Below are 19348 nucleotides of genomic sequence, written 5' to 3'. Positions count from 1 at the left end.
CCCGCGCCACCGCGTCTGCGATCTGCAGCAGTTCGAGCTTGTTGGCGCTGACAGCGGCCATGACTTATTCTCCTTCGATGGGATCGATGTCGCCGCGCCGCAGTCTTTCTGCGGCCAGGCGGTGTTGCTTGGTGTTTTTCGGCGGCTTCCTGGCGGGGGCTTTCGCCTTGCCCTTGAGTTTCGGCTTCGGCGCGTTGCTCCCAGCCGCGTCGTTTTTTGCATGTGACGGAGGCGGAGGCAGGATGCCGAGATTCCGTTTCATCTCGCGTTCCGCCATCTTGCCCCGCCGCATCGATTCGGCAATCAGTTCATCGGTCAGCACCAGTCGGGCGTCGGCGATATCCTCCATGACCAGGAGGACATCGCTGTCGTCCTCGTTCTGGACGTCGTCCCGATGCAGGCGCACCGCGTTGTCCTTGACGCCCTGAAGGGTGCCGCGAAACCGCTTGCGGCCCTGATGGGCGACCGCCATCTCGATCTTGGCGAGGTGGCCGGCGTAACGTTCGAAGTCGGACCGGCGCACCAGCGGCCGGTCGATGCCGGGCGAGGAGATTTCCAGCCGGTAGGCCTTGTCGATCGGATCGGCGATATCGAGCACCGGCGACAGCGCCTTCGAGATCGCCTCGCAGTCCTCGATCTGCATCGACCCGTCCGGCCGCTCGGCCATGATCTGCACGGTGCAGCCGGCTTCGCCCGACACCTTGATGCGGACCAGGCGGTATCCCATGCCTTGCAGGACCGGGGCGACCACAGACGAGACCCGCGCCGCGATGCCCGGCTCGACCACCAGACGCGGCTCGGCGAGCAGGTCGTGATCCGGGATCTGGGCAACGGGATCGGTCATATTCAGGGTCAAAGGTTAAGTCCGTCGGTCACTGGCCTATGCTGGACTGTGGCCTCGTCCGGTCCGGCAGTTGCTGGCTGAAGGAACCGTGCCGTGGCGCGGCGCGTCAGGTCCGTTCAGGAAATAAAAAAGAGCGGGTCCCGACGGGCCCACTCTCGATACGCGGTCGTATGAGAAAGTTTCAGCGAATATAGCCGTTTTCGCGTGACTCGGCAAGGCCGGCGAGCTCAAAAAGCTGCATCCGCCGGCCGGCGCAGGACGACGTTCGGCGGGCCTTATACGCTACTGCTTTCGCGGCGAAACCGCAGATAGGCGGCGCGGCGGCCTTCGCGCATCGCTTTGCGACCGTAGCGCGTCATGGTGTAGCCGGGCCATGGCTTGCGCCAGTCGTCGGCGCGTTCGGCGAGCCAGAGGAAATCCGGCGAACGGGCGAAGTGCGACAGCGTCCATGCGCAGTAGTCGGCGATGTCGCTGACGAAGCGGAATTCGCTGCCCGGCCGAAGCAGGCGCGCCATCTCCGCGATGGTTGCGTCCTGAACGAAACGGCGTTTCCAGTGCCGGCGCTTCGGCCACGGATCGGGATGGATCAGATCGATCCGCGCCAGCGATGCGCGCGGCAGCCATGCCAGCAATTCAGATGCGTCGCCTGCGAACAGGCGGATGTTGCCGATATCGTGCGCCTCGATCTGCGTGAGGATCTTGGCCATGCCGTTGACGTAGGGTTCGCAGCCGATGAAGCCGGTGCGCGGAAACGCCAGCGCCTCGGCGACGAGATGCTCGCCGCCGCCGAATCCGATCTCGGCACGCAACTCCTGCACAGGCATGTCGAACAGCGCGGCGGGGTCGGAGGGTTCGCGCTCGCCGGGAGCGATAGTGAGGCGCGGCAGCAGATGCGCGATCAACTCGTTCTGATGTGGGCGCAGCTTGTGTCCCTTGCGGCGTCCGAAGAACGAGCCCTGCCCGGAATCGCGCGCCGTTTCGTGCTGGAGCGATGATGCGTCGTCAGCCGGCGGATGACGGTCGCGGGGATCGGGAGCGGCGGCCGTCATTGCGACGTCGGGCGAAGGCGGTGCAATTGCTTGTCCGCCTAGCGGTGGTCCGGCGGTTCGCGCGCCGCGATCTGCTCGACCATGTCGACGATGCTGCGGCGAAGTTTCGCGTCGGTGATCCGCGTGAATGCGCGGGTCAGCGCGAGACCTTCGGAGGTCGCGAGAAAATCCGAGACATAGGCGGGAGACGGCGCCTCGCTCAGGCCCTCGACCTTGGCGACGCCGGTGCCCGGACTTCCCTCGAACAGAAACGAGACCGGGACCTGCAGGATTTCGGAGATCTGCTGGATGCGGCTGGCGCCGACGCGGTTGGTGCCTTTCTCGTACTTCTGGATCTGCTGAAATGTCAGCCCCAAAGCTTCGCCGAGCTTCTCCTGACTCATGCCGAGCATGATGCGTCGCATGCGCACACGGCTGCCGACATGCCTGTCAACAGGATTGGGCGCCTTGGTCGACATCTCGTAGGTCTCCTAAATGAGGCAGCGATCCCGAGGATACGCTTCCGATTACTATTATTGTCAAACTTGACTGGATCACGTGATAAAAATCTGCGTTTAATTTAGAACGGTTCCATCCGTCGCATTATACCAGTCGTGCAAATTGTTACACAAATTATGTCGATCGTGCGGATGAACAGGTCGTGCGCCGCACGCCGCCGTCAGGGTTTGCGACGCCGTCGAATAGCCAGTGCAAGCCCGATGATCACCATGATTGCGGCGGGAACGTCGCCGGCGCGGGCGTAAGGCGGCGGCGAGATCGCGGCGGGCAAGCGGGAATCCAGCACGCCTTCGACGCCGAGATCGAGCCGTGCGACAATCCGTCCTACCGGGTCTGTCACCACCGAAATACCGGTGTTCGCCGCCCGTACCAGGGGAAGCCCTTCCTCGATCGCCCGCAGTCTCGCTTGCTGAAGGTGCTGATAGGGGCCCGTGCTGATTCCGAACCAGCCGTCGTTGGTGAGGTTGACGATCCAGCCGGGCCGGCCGCCGCGGGATTCGATATCGCCGGGAAAGATCGCCTCATAGCAGATCAGCGGCAGCACGCTCGGCGCGTTCGGAAGGTCGATGGTCCGCCGTGTCTTCCCCGGAATGAAGCCGCCCTGGACCTTGGTGAGTTGAACGAAGCCGAGCTTTTCCATCAGGCTTTGGAACGGCAGGAATTCGCCGAACGGCACCAAATGGAGCTTGTCGTAAATCGACAGGATGCTGCCGTCGTCGTCGATGACGTAGATCGAATTGTAGGCCCGGGTGATGCGGACACCCGGCGGCAGGTCGGGCGCGCGCACTGATCCGGTAATCAGGATCGTGCCCTTCGGCAGGAGGTCGGCGATCTGGGCCATGGCGTCGGCTTCGCGGGCGAGAAAAAACGGGAACGCCGATTCCGGCCAGATCAGGATGGTGGCTCCGCTGACGCCGGCCGAGTGCGGCCCGGTGGCGCGGTCGGAGAGCGTCAGATACTTATGCATCACCGCCGCCTTGGCGGAATAGTTGAACCGCGCATCCTGCTCCAGATTGGGCTGCATGATGCGCAGCGTGACGCGGTCGGCGAATTCAGTCGGATGACGCGACAGCCTGATCGCGCCGTAGACGCCCATGGCGACGAGCAGAACGGCGGCGGTCGCCGGAAGGGTCCACGGCCTTCGGCTGCTTCCGTCGATCAATACGGCCGGGCTCGCAAAGATCGCGACACTGAGGAAGGTCAGGCCCCACAATCCGATCAGCGACGCGGTTTGCGCCAGCGCCAAGGGCTCCGTCAGCGCGTAACCGAATGCATTCCATGGAAATCCGGTCAGCGCATGGCCGCGCAGCCATTCGCTGATGGTGAGCGCCGCGGCGAGCGCGAGAATGCGCGAGGCGTCGCGAGTCCAGATCCAGCGCGCCAGCGCGAAGCCGAGCGAGGTGAAGAGCGCGAGATAGGCCGGCAGGCCGAGGACGGCGAACGGCATCAGCCATGCGAAGGTCTGGGCGTCGACCAGGAAGGCGTTGCCGATCCAGTACAGTCCCGGAACGAAATAGCCGAGGCCGAACAGCCATCCCGAGAGCGCCGCGGCCGGTATGCCCTTGAGGCGACCGGCGCCGGCGCCGTCGATCAGCCAGGTCGCGAGCGGAAAGGTGACGAACAACACCGGCCAGGCGTTGAACGGCTCCATCGCAAGCGAGGAGGCGGCGCCGGCGAGCAGCGCAATGACGGCGCGTTTCCAGCCCCATGACAGAGTGACGGGAAGGCCGGCCGTGCGGATGCTGGCTGCAATGCTCACGGGTTTTCGCCTCCATCGCCCGGCGGTGAGGAAGAGGCGGGGCCGCCCTGCGTCTGCGAGGGCGCATCAGGCGCGGCCTCGCGGCGCCGGCCGTCGCGCGGGCGGACGGCGGGCCGTTCCTTGCGCTGCCCGATCCGCAGCCGCTTGACGCGGCGCGGGTCGGCGTCGAGCACTTCGATCTCGAAGGGTCCGGGTCCTGAAATGACTTCGCCCCGCACCGGCAGGCGGCCGACATGGGTGACGAGAAAGCCGCCGAGCGTATCGACCTCCTCGCCCGCTTCGCCGGTCACGAACTCGTCGCCGATCATGGCGCGGACGTCCTCGAGGTTGGCGCGCGCATCGGCGATAAAGGAATTGTCGGCTTGCCGCACGATCGAGGGCGGCTCGTCGCCGTCGTGCTCGTCGTCGATCTCGCCGACGATCTGCTCGACGATGTCCTCGATCGACACCAGGCCGTCGGTGCCGCCGTATTCGTCGACCACGAGCGCCAGATGGATACGCGTCGCCTGCATCTGGGCCAGCAGGTCGATCGCCGGCATCGACGGCGGCACGTAGAGCAGCTTGCGGATGATGTTGGCTTCGTTCAACGGCAGCGCCAGATCGACGGCGCGCAGGTCGAGACCGGCCGGCGGCGTTTTTTTGCGTTTCGCCTTGGACGGCAGCTCGGTGCGCGCCCGCACAGCCATGAACGCGAGCAGGTCGCGGATATGAACGATGCCTTCGGGATCGTCGAGGTTTTCGTGGTAGACGACGAGACGGGAATGCGCCGCGCTCTCGAACACGTTGATCAACTCGCCGAGCGGAATATCGCGCTTGACCGCGATGATGTCGGCGCGATGGACCATGACATCGGCGATGCGCCGTTCGTGCAAACTGAGGATGTTGCGCAGCATGGTGCGCTCGACGGCGGTAAAGCTGGTCTCGTCGGACGTCGAGGCGTCGAGCACCACCTGAAGATCGGCGCGGACCGATCCCGCTTTCCATCCGAACAGCGAGCGGATCGCCCTCATCAGCCAGCGCTCAGGGACCGGACGCAACACTTCGCCGTTGTGCACCGGCACCGGCAGGTTGCGGTTGTCCTGCGGCGGCTTGCTGTCGCTGGATTCGTCCTCTGAGGTCACTCAGGTCGTCCGTTCTTGCGGTGCGTAGGGATCGGCTATGCCGAGCCGCGCCAGAATTTCGCGCTCGAGGTTTTCCATCTCCCCGGCGTCTTCATCGGTTTCGTGGTCGTAACCGATCAGATGCAGGAAGCCATGGATCGCGAGATGGCTCAGGTGGTGATCGAAGGCTTTACGTTCGTCGTCGGCCTCGCGGCGCGTGGTCTCGTAGGCGATCGCGATGTCGCCGAGCATGCGCGGCGGATCGCCGGGCAGGGACGGGCCGGTCGGCTGCAGCGCCGGGAACGAGAGGACGTTGGTCGGCTTGTCGATACCGCGCCAGTTGGCGTTGAGGGTACGGATGCCGTCGTCGTCGGTCAGCATGATCGCAAGTTCGGCATCGCCGGTCTCGGCATCGGCGATTTCGGCTGCAGCCTCGACGGCGCGAAGAATGATCGCTTCGGCATTTGTCTCGGCGCGCCAGCATTCGGCGACGACGAGAATTTCGGTTGCGGGCGAAGCGGAGCGGGTCATCGTATGTCTTTCGCCGGCGCCGGCCCGTTGCGGAGGCCGGTCGCCTTTTCCAGGCGTGTCCGGCGTCATGGCTTTTTGACTGCCGGCCGCTGCGGCAGCCCCTCATAGGCGGCGACGATCCGCGCCACCAGTTCATGACGGATCACGTCATCTGCGGTGAATTTCACCTGCGCCACGCCCTCGACGCTGTCGAGCAGCCGCGTCGCTTCCGCCAACCCAGACGTCTGGCCGTTCGGCAGGTCGACCTGCGAGGGATCGCCTGTGACGATCATGCGGCTGTTTTCGCCGAGTCGCGTCAGGAACATCTTCATCTGCATCGAGGTGGTGTTTTGCGCCTCATCGAGGATGATCGCGGCGTTGGTCAAGGTGCGGCCGCGCATGAAGGCGAGCGGCGCGATCTCGATCTCGCCGGATTGCAGCGCGCGCTCGACGATGCGGGAGTCCATCAGGTCATAGAGTGCGTCGTAGATCGGCCGCAGGTAAGGATCGACTTTTTCGCGCAGGTCCCCCGGCAAAAAGCCGAGCCGTTCGCCGGCCTCGACCGCCGGCCGCGTCAGGATGATGCGATCGACTTCCTTGCGCTCGAACAGTTGCGCGGCCCGCGCCACCGCAAGCCAGGTCTTGCCGGTGCCGGCCGGGCCGATGCCGAAAACCAGTTCGTGATGTTTCAGCGCGCGGATATAGGCATCCTGCGCAGCGGTGCGCGCGCGCACCGGCCGCTTGCGCAGGTTGATGGCCTCAAACGTCGAACGCGCCTTGGGATCATATTCGAACAGCGAGCCCTGTGCGATCACGGCGCGGATCGCTCCCTCGACCTCGCCCTGCGTGAGGTCATGGCCCTGGGCGGCCTGGGTATAGAGCGTTTCCAGCACGCGCCGGGCCGCATCGCAGCCGTCGCGCGATCCGGCGATGGTGATGTGGTTGCCGCGGGAATCCACGACCACGCCGAGCCGCCGTTCGACCTGCGCCAGATTCTGTCCGTAGGGTCCGACCATCGCCGACACCGCGCGGTTGTCGTCGAAATCGATGACGACTTGCGTTTCGGGCGGGGCTTGCATGTCGATTTTCTGACCGGGGGCGATTGAAGGCGAATCCGATGCGCTCTTGGGCAAGGGTTCAGGCTCCCATGATCGCTTGAGGCGATGCGGCCATCAAAGGAGTGTCTTTCGCGTCGCCGGACGCCGAAGCCAAACCGGGATCGGCAAGCGATCCGAGCAGGCTGTAGCGCTCCAGGCTTTCAATGGCGACGGGCAGCACCTTTCCGATGAGATTCTCGGAGGCCATGACATGCGCAGGCTGCAGGTAGGCGGTGCGGCCGACGATCTGGCCCGCATTGCGCGCGGCGCGCTCGAACAGCACATCGACCGTCTTGCCGATCGCAGCCCTGTTGAAGGCGGACTGCTGGCCGTCGATCAGGCTCTGAAGCCGTTCCAGTCGCGCGTCCATGTGGGCCGTTGACACCGTCTCCTGCATCTCCGCCGCCGGCGTCCCCGGCCGCGGCGAATACTTGAACGAATAGGCGGCAGCGTATCCGATTTGGTCGACGAGCGCGAGGGTGGCGGCGAAATCTTCCTCGGCTTCGCCGGGGAAGCCGACGATGAAGTCCGACGAGAACGCGATGTCCTGCCGGGCATGGCGAAACCGGTCGATCACCCGGCGGTAATCGGCGGCGGTGTGTTTGCGGTTCATGGCCGCGAGAATACGGTCGGAGCCGGACTGCACCGGCAGATGCACGAACGGCATCAGTGCGTCGAGATCGCGGTGCGCCTCGATCAGCGTCTCCTCGACGTCGCGCGGATGGCTGGTGGAGTAGCGCAGGCGGACGATGCCCGGAATTCCGGCGAGGCGGTGCAGCAGCTTACCGAACGGCCAGGGCCGTCCGTCGGGGCCTTCGCCATGATAGGCATTGACGTTCTGTCCAATCAGGGTGATCTCGCGCACGCCGTTGTCGGCGAGGCGCTGCACGTCCTCGACGATCTTCGCCACCGGGCGCGACACCTCGGCGCCGCGCGTATAGGGCACGACGCAGAAGGTGCAGAACTTGTCGCAGCCCTCCTGCACCGTCACGAATGCCGAGATGCCGCGGGCGCGGATTGCCTGCGGCGACGGCTGCGGCAGGACGCCGAACTTGTCCTCGACCGGAAACTCGGTTTCGAGCGCGCGGCCTTCGGCCTTCGCGCGGGCCAGCAGTTGCGGCAGGTGATGATAGCTCTGCGGTCCGACCACCACATCGACCACGGGCGCGCGGCGGATGATCTCATTGCCTTCGGCCTGCGCCACGCAGCCGGCGACGACGACGCTGACGTCGCGGCCGCCGCTCGCCGCCTGCTCCTTGGCGACGCGCAAGCGGCCGAGTTCGGAATAGACCTTCTCGGATGCTTTCTCGCGGATGTGGCAGGTATTGAGGATGACGAGATCCGCTTCGTCGGCGTTGGCGGTCTCGACAAAGCCTTCGCCCGCCAGTGCGTCCACCATGCGCTGGGCATCGTAGACGTTCATCTGGCAACCATAGGACTTGATGTGCAGCTTGCGCGGCGGCGTCATGGAACCTGGCATCGGGACGTTATGTCGCTCAGTTATAGGCTGAACGGCAGAAAATCCAGTATGTCCCTTGTCATTCCCGATGCGCAATCGCGCATCTGCGAGCGCGGGAAGCACGAATCCGGCATTCCGGCCGGATTACATTCAAATTCCACGCAAAGGGCGCGTGTCCCGGAAATGACCTGGCTGTTTTTCAACTGAACGATAGATCGCGACATCTTGTCGGAGATCGCCGCTCAGGAATTGTCCTCGTCCATCGGGACGCAATAGAGCTCGAGGCGGTGGTCGACCAGCCTGTAGCCGAGCTTGCGGGCGATCTCGGCCTGCAGCTTCTCGATTTCGTCGGAGGTGAATTCGATCACCTTGCCGTCACGCAGGTTGATGAGGTGATCGTGGTGGCTGTCGCGCATCGTCTCGTAGCGCGCGCGCCCCTCGCGAAAATCGTGCCGCTCGATGATGCCGGCATCCTCGAACAGCTTGACGGTGCGATAGACCGTCGAGATCGAGATCTTGTCATCCACCGCGACGCAACGGCGATAGAGTTCCTCGACGTCCGGATGATCGGAGGCTTCCGCCAGCACGCGCGCGATAACCCGGCGCTGTTCGGTCATGCGCATGCCGGTGGCGGCGCAACGCGCCTCGATGTTGGTGGGCTTCTGCGCAGAAGTCGGTTTCAGGGCCGTCATGACGTGTCCGGTTCCGATGGCGCATGTTCCGCCGAGGTAGGGGGCGCATCGCATGATGATAGCGCGCAAAGATAATGCGAGCCAATGATATTCGGGAGTGCGATCGGACGCAAAACAGTTTTCACTTTGCAGATCGTCTTCCTTTTGCCACTCCGTATAGATTACGACAAGTCGCGGCGCATCACCAATGCGTTCAGTTCCTTGCCGCCGGCCTCCCGATAATAACGCTCGCGGCGCCCGGTGACGACAAAGCCGGCGCGTTCATAGAGACGTCGCGCCGGCTGATTATTTTCCTCGACTTCAAGAAACACCTTGCGGACGCCGCGACCGGCGAGATAGCCGAGATGCGTGAACAACAGGTCGCGCGAGAATCGCTGACCGCGATGGCCGGCGTCGATCGCGATCGAGAGAATCTCGGCCTCGTCCGCGGCGATGCGCGACACTGCGAAACCGATCACGCTCGACCGCAACCGCAAACGCTGAACCAGCGTGTTGCGTTCCGCGATCATGACTTCGAATTCGCCTTCGCCCCATCCGCGGTGAAACGATGCACCGTGAATAGCCGCCAGGCGCGCGGCGTCGTGCGGAGTTGCGGACTCGACCACGGGCGTCGCGCGTTCCTTGCTTCCGAACCATGTCATGACGATGCAGCCGGCCTGGATGTCTTGTGCGGGAGGTCGCCTGCGGGCTTGGCGTCGGGCGCGCGCAGATAGGTGGGGCGCGGCGGCGCAGCATCCGGATCGACCGCTGCGGCGAGCCACGCCACCCAGGCGATGTCGGGCGCCGCCTGCGGATCGACCGCGATCGGCGGCGGGGCGTGCGCGGGCCAGCGATCGGCGAGGAGCCGGGCGGCATTGCCGACCAAGTGCGGCGCGCCGAAACGCGATGCTGCGAGCGCCTCCTCGATCGGCGCGACCTGCGGCGGGATCAGCGTAGAGCCGTCGCCGCCGACGGCCTGAAAATAAACGTGGTCGTGGCGGGCATCGATCGCGGAGATCACCGGCGCCTCGCGGTTTTCGCCGACAACCGGCGCGGCATAGGCCATCAGGGTCGTGACGCCGACCGCCGGCTTGTTGGCGGCAAGCGCGATGCCGCGCGCGGCCGACAGCCCTACGCGCAGGCCGGTGAAACTGCCGGGGCCTGTGGTCGCGGCGATGCGGTCGAGCGAGGTGAAGGCGATCCCGGTGGCGTCCATGACGCGCGCAATCAGCGGCATCAGCGCTTCGGCGTGCCCGCGCTTCATCGGCAACGATTCATGAGCGACAAGCCGGCCTTCATCGGTGTCCAGGACACAGGCGGCGCAGGCATTGAGTGCGGTGTCGATCGCAAGAACAAGCATCGGAAGCCAGACTATCGTTTCGGAGCATGTCCCCGGCTGACCCGAGGATTTGTGCCGCTCCGCATGGAAAACGCGCGTGTTATCACCTCAAAGCCGAGCCACAGGTCTAGCACCGTTCTCATCGCGCCACCTGCGGTACCGGCGGGCAAGGCCATGTTTTAGACACAAGATTGCCGGCGTTTCGGCCACTTTCGCCGGTGTGCCCTGGATCCGGCCCGTATTTAATCGGCATTTAACTAAAACTCGCCTTAATGACGCTTCGCAAGTCTGCGACAGGTTCTCCGGAACTTGGGGTCAGCGATTCGACCATGCGTAGTCTTGTATCCGCACCTCGCGGGCGGCATGCGGACTTTCGTGCGCTCGCATGGTTCGGATGCTGAGTGACTCTGGATGTGGGGCGAATGACGTACGTTACGGGCACGCGGTATTACGATGTGGCGGCCTATTCCACCGCTTCGCCCCGCAAGGCCGTTCCGCAGAATATTGTCGGCGCCGCCGCGCTCGCCTGCATCGCGCTCGCCTGCGCCTGGACCCTCTACGCCAATGTTTCCGGCGGAGACCCGCAACTCGTCACGGCGTCGCTGCCGCCGGCCGCGTCGGTTCGCGCCGCCCCGGCCGATCGCATCGCGGCGGCGTACGAGGCGCTGCACGAGATGCCCAGGCCGCGTGCTGCTCGGGCAACTCCTGAAATCCGTACCGCGGCCAATGCCCGCATCGAGGATCCCGCCGCCCGGGCCCGCACGGCATGGCTCTACGGACCGCGCTTCCTCGGCGGAGAGCCAGAAACCTTCCGCCCGCAGGCCGCACCGGCTCAGCCTGCTCCGGTAGAGGTTGCCTCGCTTCCTTCGGAAGAGATGCCTGAAACGTTGCCGCTTCCGCCCACGCCGCAGGTCGCCGCGGTCGTGCCGATGCCGGCGCCGCGTCCGGCCGAATTGCGCCAGTTGCAGGCTTCCGCTCCGTCCCGCCGCGACGTCGCGCAGGCCAACACGGCTGCTGCGCTGGAGCCGGAACCCGAGCCGAAGAAGCCGTCGATCTTCGAGAAGCTGTTCGGTAAATCCGTGTCCAGCGGTCTCCAACTCGCATTTGCCGCGCCCGACGGCGGGGTGACGAGCGATGGCGAGAGCCTGACGCTTGGCCGCATTCCGCAATACGACCAATATACCGCCGTCTACGATATTTCGGCGCGCACGGTCTACATGCCGAACGGCACCAAGCTGGAGGCGCATTCGGGGCTCGGCAAGATGCTCGACGATCCGCGTTCCGCCGACAGGAAAATGCGCGGCGTGACGCCGCCGCATACCTATGACCTGTCGTTGCGCGAACGCCCGTTCCACGGCGTGGAAGCGATCCGGCTGAAACCGGTCGGCGGCGAGGACAAGATATACGGGCGCAGCGGGCTGCTCGCGCATACCTATATGCTCGGGCCGAACGGCGACTCCAACGGCTGCGTGTCGTTCAGAAACTACAACGCCTTCCTGCGCGCCTATAAGAGCGGCCAGGTCAGGCGGCTGGTCGTCGTCGCCAAACTCTGAACCATAGCGTTTTCGAGCGAAGCGGGTACCGGTTCGCGTGAAGAAAACGCGTCAAATGAAAATCGTGGAGCCCGCTTCTGAGTCCATCAGAAGCGGAAAGGTTCTGAAGACCGCGGCGCGGAAAGTCGCGCCCGCTACACCGGCCGCACTTCGACCACCTCGGGAATGAAATGCTTCAGCAGGTTCTGGATGCCGTTCCGCAAGGTCACGGTCGATGACGGGCATCCGGAGCACGAACCCTTCATGTTCACGTAGACGACACCGTCCTTGAAGCCGCGGAACGTGATATCGCCGCCGTCGTCGGCAACGCCCGGCCGCACCCGCGTCTCGATCAGGTCCTTGATCAGCGTCACGGTTTCGGCGTCCGCCTCCTCGAAAAATTCGACGTCGTTATCCGTGGTTGTCTCGCCGCTTCCGTCGCCATCGGTCAACAGCGGCGCGCCCGACATGTAGTGTTCCATGATCACGCCGAGGATGGCCGGCTTGAGGTGTTGCCAGTCGCTGTCGTCCTTGGTGACCGTGATGAAGTTGGAGCCATAGAACACGCCGGTGACGCCATGGATGGCGAACAGCTTCACGGCGAGCGGCGAGCGGCCGGCCGCGCTGGGACCGGTGAATTCCATCGTGCCCTTGCCGAGCACGGTGCGGCCCGGAAGGAACTTCAAGGTGGCGGGATTGGGGGTAACTTCGGTCTGAATGAACATGGGTCTCTCCGTCGTCGCCGGTTCAAGGCCGGCGCGTAGGTTCCCTTAGCAGATAGCCATGGCCAAAGCACGATCAAGAGCGCCGGGCGGGCCATGCGCGCCAAGCGGATCCCGGTTCGCATCAAGAAGACGCGTCAAAACAAGATCATAGAGCCTCGCTTCCGATTCCCTCGGAAGTGAAATATGCGCTAGGACAGGGCGTCGATGGCGTCGTCGTCCAGGCTGCCCGGCACGATCGTCACCGGAATCGGGAAGTTGCCCGCGGTTTTGGCCAGCGTCGTGATGATCGGACCCGGACCCTCGGGGCCGCCGCTGGCCGCCAGCACCAGCATCGAAATATCGAGGTCCTTGTCGATGACGTCGAGAATCTGTTCGAGGGGGGAGCCCTCCCGAATGACGCGTTCCGGCGTAATCGCGGCGATGCCGTTGGCCCGTCCGGAGGCGCGGTCGAGCGCCGCGTTCGCGCCTTCATAGGCTTCGGCGCGCATCACCTCGGCGACGCCGAGCCATTCCTGATTGCGGTCTTCCGGCTCGATCACCCGCAGCATCACGATGCCGCCTCCGACGCGAATGGCGCGCCGGCTGGCATAATAGACGGCGCGGTCCCATTCCGCGCTGTCGTCGACGATGACCAGGTATTTCGGCTTGTGGCCGCTCTCGTAGCTTCGACGGTGTGCGCTCATGCATGTCCCGGTGCTGAACCAGCCATCGCCATGCTGCCACGGCGCGACCCGCCCCGACAAGCAGCTTGCGGGAGAGCGATCAACAGCAGCCGAAAGCGGTGGAAGGCGACATAATGCGGGAAAGCGTGTCGCGGTCTTCCGCCCGCATACCGCTTCCTCGAAATGCCGGGTTCGATCAGGTTGATGATTTCGGATCGATTCGATCCAACCGTCATTCCGGGGCGCAACGAAGGTGCGAACCCGAATCCAGCCACACTGATTTTTTTCTTCGTATTTCTGGATTCCGGATCGCCGCTTGCACGGCGTCCGGAATGACGATGTTGATTTTTCAACAGCCTGCCAGAGCATGATCCCGAAAAGTGGAAAACCGGTTTTCGGATAAGATCATGCTCAATCAAAAGGGTAACGCCAGAGGCTGATTCAGCGCAGTTGAATCAGACTCTGGCGTTTTCGAGCGAGGCGGGTACCGGTTCGCGTGAAGGAAACCCGTCAAAACAAAATCATGGAGCCCCGCTTCTGATTCCATCAGAAGCGGGCTCTAGCGCTTGCGGATGAATCCGACGATATCCTTCACCGCGTTCATGGTTTCCGAGGCGATGGCGCGGGCGCGGTCGGCTCCCTCGATCAGAATCCGGTCGACATAGGCCGGGTCGTCGGTCAGCCGCTTCATTTCGGCGGCGATCGGCGACAGCTTCGCGACCGCCAGATCCACGAGGCTGGATTTGAATCCTGAGAATTGCGCGCCGCCGAATTGCGCGAGCACCTCGGATTTGGGCGTGCCCGACAAGGCCGCATAGATGCCGACGAGATTGTCGGCCTCGGGGCGGCTTTCCAGCGCCTTTTCCTCCGACGGCAGCGGCTCCGGATCGGTCTTGGCCTTGCGGATCTTTTGCGCGATGGTGTCGGCGTCGTCGGTGAGGTTGATGCGCGAATAATCCGACGGATCCGACTTCGACATCTTCTTGGTGCCGTCGCGCAGACTCATCACCCGCGTCGCGGGCCCCGTGATCACGGGCTCCGGCAACGGAAAGAATTTTTCATCAAAGCCGTTGGCGGCGATCGATCCGGAAAAATCGTTGTTGAATTTCTGGGCGATGTCGCGGCTCAGCTCGAGGTGCTGTTTCTGGTCCTCTCCGACCGGAACGTGGGTTGCGCGATAGACCAGGATGTCGGAGGCCATCAGCACCGGATAATCGTAAAGCCCGACCGATGCGTTCTCGCGGTCCTTGCCGGCCTTTTCCTTGAACTGGGTCATGCGGTTGAGCCAGCCGAGCCGCGCCACGCAGTTGAACACCCAGGTCAGCTCGGCATGTCCCGCCACCTGACTCTGGTTGAAGATGATGTGGCGCTTCGGATCGATGCCGGCTGCGATGAAGGCGGCGGTGACCTCGCGGGTGTTGCGGCGCAACTCCTCCGGCCCGCCCCAGACCGCAACGGGCACGGTGATGGCATGGAGGTCGACCACGCAATAGAGGCACTCGTGGTCGGCCTGCAATTTCACGAAATTGACGATGGCGCCGAGATAATTGCCCAGGTGCAGATTGCCGGTCGGCTGCACGCCCGAAAAAACCCGTGTCATCTCTCAGTTCCTGCTTGGCCGTCCCATCATCGAAGCGCCGCGAAACGCGGCCAATGCCGCGATGCGGCGCGTCGTCCCTTGCCACGCAGAGCCTAGGCGCGCAAGTCGCCGGGTCCGGATCGCGTCAACGCGGCCCGCATGTTGGTCCGGTCGATCACCCGAAACAGCAGCAGAAGCAGTGTATAGATCGCGATACCCGAAACGATCACAATCGCGAGCAGAGCGGCCTGAAAGATCGAGTGTGCGCCGGCCATGATTGGCAGCGATCGAACGGCAAGCCACAAAGTCCCGCCCATCAGCAGTGCCGCCAGTACGATGCGCGGCAGACGCCGGCGCGCTTCGGCGTCGATGGAAAATCCGAACGTCGCGGCGACGCTCCGGGCGAGGATTACCGCATTGCTCCATGCGCCGAGCGCCATTGCCGCGGCTATTCCGCCGACTCCGAACATCCACCCGCATATGACGGCGAGCACGATCGCGACCGTGATGCCCTTCAGCGCCGCCAGAAGCGGGGTCATCGTGTCGCCGCGCGCGAAGAATGCGGGAGACAGCGCCTTGATCAGGATGTGAGCGGGAAGGCCGAGAGCGAGACAGCCGAGCGCCAGCGCTGTTGCTTTGGTGTCGGCCGCGGTGAATGCGCCATGCTCGAACAGCACCCGCACGATCGGCTCGCTGAGCACGATCAGGCCGAACGTCGCGGGCAGAGCCAGGCCCGCAGCAAGCTCGAGCCCCCGCGACTCCGCGTTGGCCAGCGCAGCGGTGTCGCTCTTGTTGAATGCGCGGCTCAGTTCCGGCACCAGCACGGTGCCGATGGCGACGCCCACCATCCCCAGCGGCAGTTCGATCAGGCGGTTTGCGAAATAAAGCCACGCCACCGCCGACGGCGACGCCGACGCCACGATCGCGCCGGCGACGATCAGCAGTTGCGGTCCCGAATTCGCGATCATGCCCGGAATGGCCTTGCGGGCGAAATCCCGCATTCCGCCATCGAAGGAGACGCGCAAGGGACTTGCGAGATTGTCGCGGCGGACGGGAGCCGCAAGAGCCGCAAGTTGCAGCAGGCCGGCAGCGCCCACGGTCGCCGCCATCGCCAGCGCCGCGAAATGAGAATCCCGGTGCGACAGCAGCAGAACCGCGGCGACGAGGATCAGGGCGATGTTGAACGTCAAGGGCGCGAAGGCCGGGATCGCGAAGCGATGCCGGGCGTTCATCAGGCCGATCATGACGGCCGCGGGGCCGGCGAAGGCAAGATAAGGCAGCATCAGTCGCGCGTTCGTCACGGCAAGCTGCAGGCTTTCGCTTCCGACGAAGCCCGGCGCCAGCAATCTCATGAGAAGCGGCATCGCCACGGCGGCGATCACGCTGAGCGCGATCAGGGCGGCGCTCACGGTGCCGAGCGCCGCGCCGGCGAAGACTGCTGCCGCGGCCGGGCCGCTGCCGTCGCGCAGGCGCATCCAGGTCGGCACCAGCGCCGCGTTCAAGGCGCCTTCGCCGAGCATCCGCCGGATCACATTGATGAGTTGAAACGCCATCAGAAATGCATCGGCGACAGGTCCCGCGCCGAGCAGCGCCGCGGTCAATGCATCGCGCGCGAAGCCGAGCAGACGCGAGGCCAGCGTGCCCGAGGAGACGGTGAGGACGGAGCGGATCATGGCAATGTCGGCCTAGTGGAATGGATTTGACATTCGCTATCCGGTTTGGAGCGACGCAAGAAGCGAATGTCAAATCCAAAGCTCCACTAGAAACTTATATTTGCTAGTGGTCCTTTGATTCTAAACATTTGCAAAAACACCTGCTGCAACGGGATACAAATGTTAGAATCGGACCACTAGGCCGTGCTTGATGGCATGGAGACGCCGTGATAGGTCGCGGCAAACCCCATTTCGCGGGAGTCTGACCGGATTCCGCGCGCCCCCGCAATTGCCGCAACGGGATATTCTTAATGACTTCAGCGAAATACGACGTGCTCGGGATCGGCAATGCGATTTTCGACGTTCTGGTGCGGACCGATGAGGGATTTCTCGCCGCCCATGGCATGACCAAAGGCGGCATGGCGCTGATCGACGAGCCGCGCGCAGCCTCGATCTATGCCGACATGGGACCCGCGACCGAGATGTCGGGCGGATCGGCCGCCAACACCATCGTCGGTCTCGCTGGGTTCGGCGCGCGCACGGCCTATGTCGGCAAGGTGAAGGACGATCAGATCGGCCGCCTGTATGCGCATGACATTCGCGCCGCGCAGGTGGTCTTCGATACGCCGCCCGCCTGCGATGGTCCGGCGACCGGCTGCTCCTACATTCTGGTGACGCCGGACGGCGAGCGCACCATGAACACCTATCTCGGCGCGGCGCAGGATCTGTCGCCTGCGGACATCGATGCCGAGGCGGTCGCCGCCGCGTCGATCCTCTATCTCGAGGGTTATCTATGGGATCCCAAGGCGGCGAAAGAGGCGTTCCTGAAGGCGTCGCAGATCGCGCACGGGGCGAAACGCCGGGTGGCGCTGACGCTGTCGGATGCGTTCTGCGTCGATCGCTACCGCGACGAATTCCTGCAATTGATGCGGACCGGCGCCGTCGACCTGATCTTCGCCAACGAGAGCGAGCTGCATTCACTCTACCAGACTTCGGACTTCGATGCGGCGCTGACGCAATTGCGCAATGACATTGCGTTCGGCGTCGTCACCCGCAGCGAGAAGGGCTGCGTGGTGGCGACGAAAGACGGCGTTGCCGCGGTGCCGGCGTGTTCGATCGACACGCTGGTCGATACCACAGGCGCCGGAGACCTGTTCGCGGCGGGATTCCTGTTCGGACTGGTGCGCGGCGCGAGCCATGAAAACGCCGGCCGGCTCGGCGCGCTCGCCGCGGCCGAGGTGATCCAGCACATCGGCGCGCGGCCGCAGGTGTCGCTGAAGGAGCTTGCGCAGGCAAACGGCCTGCCGGTGTGAATTACAGCGTTTTCGAGCGAACCATGTCCTCGGGCTTGACCCGGGGATGGATACCGGTTCGCGTAAAGAAACCCGTCAAAACAAGGATCAGTTCTCCGGCAGCGGAATGAACTCGTGCTCGTTCGGAACGGCAGCGAAACGGCCGGTTTTCCAGTCCTCCTTCGCCTGCTCGATGCGCTCCTTGCTGGAGGAGACGAAATTCCACCAGATGTGACGCGGTCCCTCCAGCGCATCGCCGCCGAGGAACATCATCCGCGCCGGTTTTGTCGCTCGCACCGTGATGCGATCTCCGGGCCGGAACACCAGAAGCTGCGGCGCTTCGTGGCGGTCGCCGGCGATCTCGATCTCGCCCTCGACGATATAGATCGCGCGCTCCTCGTGGTCTGCATCCAGCGGTGCGCTCATGCCGGCGTCCAGGCTGACCTCGACGTAGAACCACGGGGACACCATCTCGACCGGCGAGGTTGCGCCGAACGAACGGCCGGCGATGACGCGTGCGCGCAATCCCTTGTCCTCTACCGTCGGCAGGCTGCCGGCGCCGTAGTGCTGGAATGATGGCGCGATCTCCTCCTTGCCCGCCGGCAGTGCGATCCAGCTTTGCAGGCCGAGCATCATCTGGCCGCTGGCGCGCTGCGCGTCGGGGGTGCGTTCGGAATGCGCGATGCCGTGTCCCGCGGTCATCAGGTTCATGGCGCCGGGCTGGATCTCCTGGATGTTTCCTTCGCTGTCGCGATGCATGATGCTGCCGTCGAACAGATAAGTGACGGTAGCGAGCCCGATATGCGGATGCGGCCGCACGTCCATGCCCTTGCCGGAGACGAACTGCACCGGTCCGAAATGATCGAAGAAGATGAAGGGGCCGACCATCTGCCGCCGGCCGTGCGGCAACGCGCGGCGCACGGCAAATCCGTCGCCGAGGTCGCGGGTGCGCGGTACGATGACAAGCTCGAGCGCGTCGCAGGATCGGGCGTCGCCGAGCGCGGGATCGTTAGAGGGAAGCCAGCTCATGTTGCCTCCGACTGGTATGATGATTGTGCCTTATTATCGTGCGCGGCCTTCACACTGACAACTGCGTTCGCCTGACGTCACGCGGTTCCGGCTTGCCGGACCCCTCATAAAGTCGGAGCGCCTTCGGTCGACGGCTTTGATAAACCTGCATTAAGGAGATCGAGCATGGCAAAAGGCTATTGGATCGTGCGCGTTTCGGTCCACGACCGGGATCGTTATCCAGACTATCTCGCTGCGGCCGAGCCCGCGTTCGAAAAGTTCGGGGCCAACTTCATCGTGAGCGGCGGTCCGTTCGATTCGATGGAAGGCACATCGCGCGACCGCAACGTGGTGGTCGAGTTCAAGGACCTCGCCACCGCGAAGGCGTGCTATCAAAGCCCCGAATATCAGGCTGCGAAGGCGATCCGTCAGAGATGTTCGGAAGCCGATTTCATCATCATCGAAGGCTGATCCCGCGGCGTCGCGCGGGAACACCCGCTGGGTCTGGTTCAACTATGTCGGATCAAGCTCTGGGTCTTTTCGACCGAGCATGTTTTATCCGAAACCGGTCG

The 19348-nt window shown here is 64.1% G+C and carries 19 protein-coding genes; 3 read left to right on the top strand and 16 right to left on the bottom strand.

All coding sequences use genetic code 11. The features are described 5' to 3' along the window. Positions 1-64: 64 nt before the first annotated feature. The 11 genes from rimP to tsaB form a co-directional block, all read right to left on the bottom strand. Positions 65-844: a ribosome maturation factor RimP gene (gene rimP / locus BGN91_RS01685; RefSeq protein WP_292610231.1), complete on the bottom strand. Its 780-nt coding sequence runs from the start codon at positions 842-844 to the stop codon at positions 65-67. Between the two features lie 275 nt (positions 845-1119). Further along, positions 1120-1893: a tRNA (guanine(46)-N(7))-methyltransferase TrmB gene (locus tag BGN91_RS01680; protein ID WP_292610230.1), complete on the bottom strand. Its 774-nt coding sequence runs from the start codon at positions 1891-1893 to the stop codon at positions 1120-1122. A 38-nt stretch (positions 1894-1931) separates the two neighbouring features. Further along, positions 1932-2351 (bottom strand): helix-turn-helix domain-containing protein, encoded by a 420-nt coding sequence (locus BGN91_RS01675; RefSeq protein ID WP_292610229.1) that lies wholly within the window; start codon positions 2349-2351, stop codon positions 1932-1934. Positions 2352-2551: 200 nt separating this feature from the next. Next, a complete protein-coding gene (gene lnt, locus BGN91_RS01670; RefSeq protein WP_292610228.1) occupies positions 2552-4150 on the bottom strand; it encodes an apolipoprotein N-acyltransferase in 1599 nt (532 codons plus the stop codon). Beyond that, positions 4147-5271 carry a hemolysin family protein gene (locus BGN91_RS01665; protein ID WP_292610227.1) on the bottom strand — a complete coding sequence of 375 codons (1125 nt, stop codon included), beginning with the start codon at positions 5269-5271 and terminating at the stop codon, positions 4147-4149. The genes lnt and BGN91_RS01665 overlap by 4 nt, the downstream gene beginning before the upstream one ends. After that, positions 5272-5781, bottom strand: a complete 510-nt coding sequence (gene ybeY, locus BGN91_RS01660) for an rRNA maturation RNase YbeY (protein WP_292610226.1) — start codon at positions 5779-5781, stop codon at positions 5272-5274. 65 nt (positions 5782-5846) lie between these two features. After that, on the bottom strand, positions 5847-6893 hold the full coding sequence (locus tag BGN91_RS01655) for a PhoH family protein (RefSeq protein ID WP_292610225.1): 1047 nt from the start codon (positions 6891-6893) through the stop codon (positions 5847-5849). Positions 6894-6897: 4 nt separating this feature from the next. Further along, entirely contained in the window at positions 6898-8325 is a 1428-nt protein-coding gene (miaB, locus tag BGN91_RS01650; protein WP_292610224.1) for a tRNA (N6-isopentenyl adenosine(37)-C2)-methylthiotransferase MiaB, read from the bottom strand. Between the two features lie 233 nt (positions 8326-8558). Next, complete coding sequence (locus BGN91_RS01645) at positions 8559-9008, bottom strand: Fur family transcriptional regulator (RefSeq protein WP_292610223.1); 450 nt, start codon at positions 9006-9008, stop codon at positions 8559-8561. Positions 9009-9169: 161 nt separating this feature from the next. After that, positions 9170-9649, bottom strand: a complete 480-nt coding sequence (locus BGN91_RS01640) for a GNAT family N-acetyltransferase (protein ID WP_292610222.1) — start codon at positions 9647-9649, stop codon at positions 9170-9172. After that, positions 9646-10347, bottom strand: coding sequence for a tRNA (adenosine(37)-N6)-threonylcarbamoyltransferase complex dimerization subunit type 1 TsaB (gene tsaB / locus BGN91_RS01635; protein WP_292610221.1), 702 nt, complete (start codon positions 10345-10347; stop codon positions 9646-9648). The genes BGN91_RS01640 and tsaB overlap by 4 nt, the downstream gene beginning before the upstream one ends. A 401-nt stretch (positions 10348-10748) precedes the next feature. On the opposite strand from tsaB, the gene BGN91_RS01630 reads away from it, so the two are divergent. Continuing rightward, positions 10749-11879, top strand: coding sequence for a DUF2778 domain-containing protein (locus tag BGN91_RS01630; protein WP_292610220.1), 1131 nt, complete (start codon positions 10749-10751; stop codon positions 11877-11879). A gap of 134 nt (positions 11880-12013) precedes the next feature. On the opposite strand, the gene BGN91_RS01625 is transcribed toward BGN91_RS01630, so the two are convergent. The 4 genes from BGN91_RS01625 to murJ all read right to left on the bottom strand — a co-directional run bounded on the left by BGN91_RS01625 (position 12014) and on the right by murJ (position 16497). Further along, entirely contained in the window at positions 12014-12583 is a 570-nt protein-coding gene (locus BGN91_RS01625) for a NifU family protein (RefSeq protein WP_292610219.1), read from the bottom strand. A 188-nt stretch (positions 12584-12771) separates the two neighbouring features. Continuing rightward, positions 12772-13266 (bottom strand): universal stress protein, encoded by a 495-nt coding sequence (locus BGN91_RS01620; RefSeq protein ID WP_292610218.1) that lies wholly within the window; start codon positions 13264-13266, stop codon positions 12772-12774. Positions 13267-13804: 538 nt separating this feature from the next. Further along, a complete protein-coding gene (gene trpS / locus BGN91_RS01615; RefSeq protein ID WP_292610217.1) occupies positions 13805-14845 on the bottom strand; it encodes a tryptophan--tRNA ligase in 1041 nt (346 codons plus the stop codon). Positions 14846-14937: 92 nt separating this feature from the next. After that, on the bottom strand, positions 14938-16497 hold the full coding sequence (gene murJ, locus BGN91_RS01610) for a murein biosynthesis integral membrane protein MurJ (protein WP_292610216.1): 1560 nt from the start codon (positions 16495-16497) through the stop codon (positions 14938-14940). Positions 16498-16787: 290 nt separating this feature from the next. Between murJ and BGN91_RS01605 the strand changes: the two genes are divergently transcribed. Further along, positions 16788-17789, top strand: a complete 1002-nt coding sequence (locus tag BGN91_RS01605; RefSeq protein WP_292610215.1) for an adenosine kinase — start codon at positions 16788-16790, stop codon at positions 17787-17789. Positions 17790-17876: 87 nt separating this feature from the next. Here the strand turns inward: BGN91_RS01605 and BGN91_RS01600 are convergent, their stop codons facing one another. Then, positions 17877-18797, bottom strand: a complete 921-nt coding sequence (locus BGN91_RS01600; protein WP_292610214.1) for a pirin family protein — start codon at positions 18795-18797, stop codon at positions 17877-17879. A gap of 165 nt (positions 18798-18962) precedes the next feature. Here BGN91_RS01600 and BGN91_RS01595 point away from each other — a divergent pair, with 165 nt between their 5' ends. After that, positions 18963-19247: a DUF1330 domain-containing protein gene (locus tag BGN91_RS01595; protein ID WP_292610213.1), complete on the top strand. Its 285-nt coding sequence runs from the start codon at positions 18963-18965 to the stop codon at positions 19245-19247. Positions 19248-19348: the final 101 nt, after the last annotated feature.

The organism is Nitrobacter sp. 62-13 (genome assembly GCF_001896955.1).
Taxonomy (GTDB): Bacteria; Pseudomonadota; Alphaproteobacteria; order Rhizobiales; family Xanthobacteraceae; genus Nitrobacter.
This window is presented reverse-complemented; position numbering and strand designations above follow the sequence as displayed.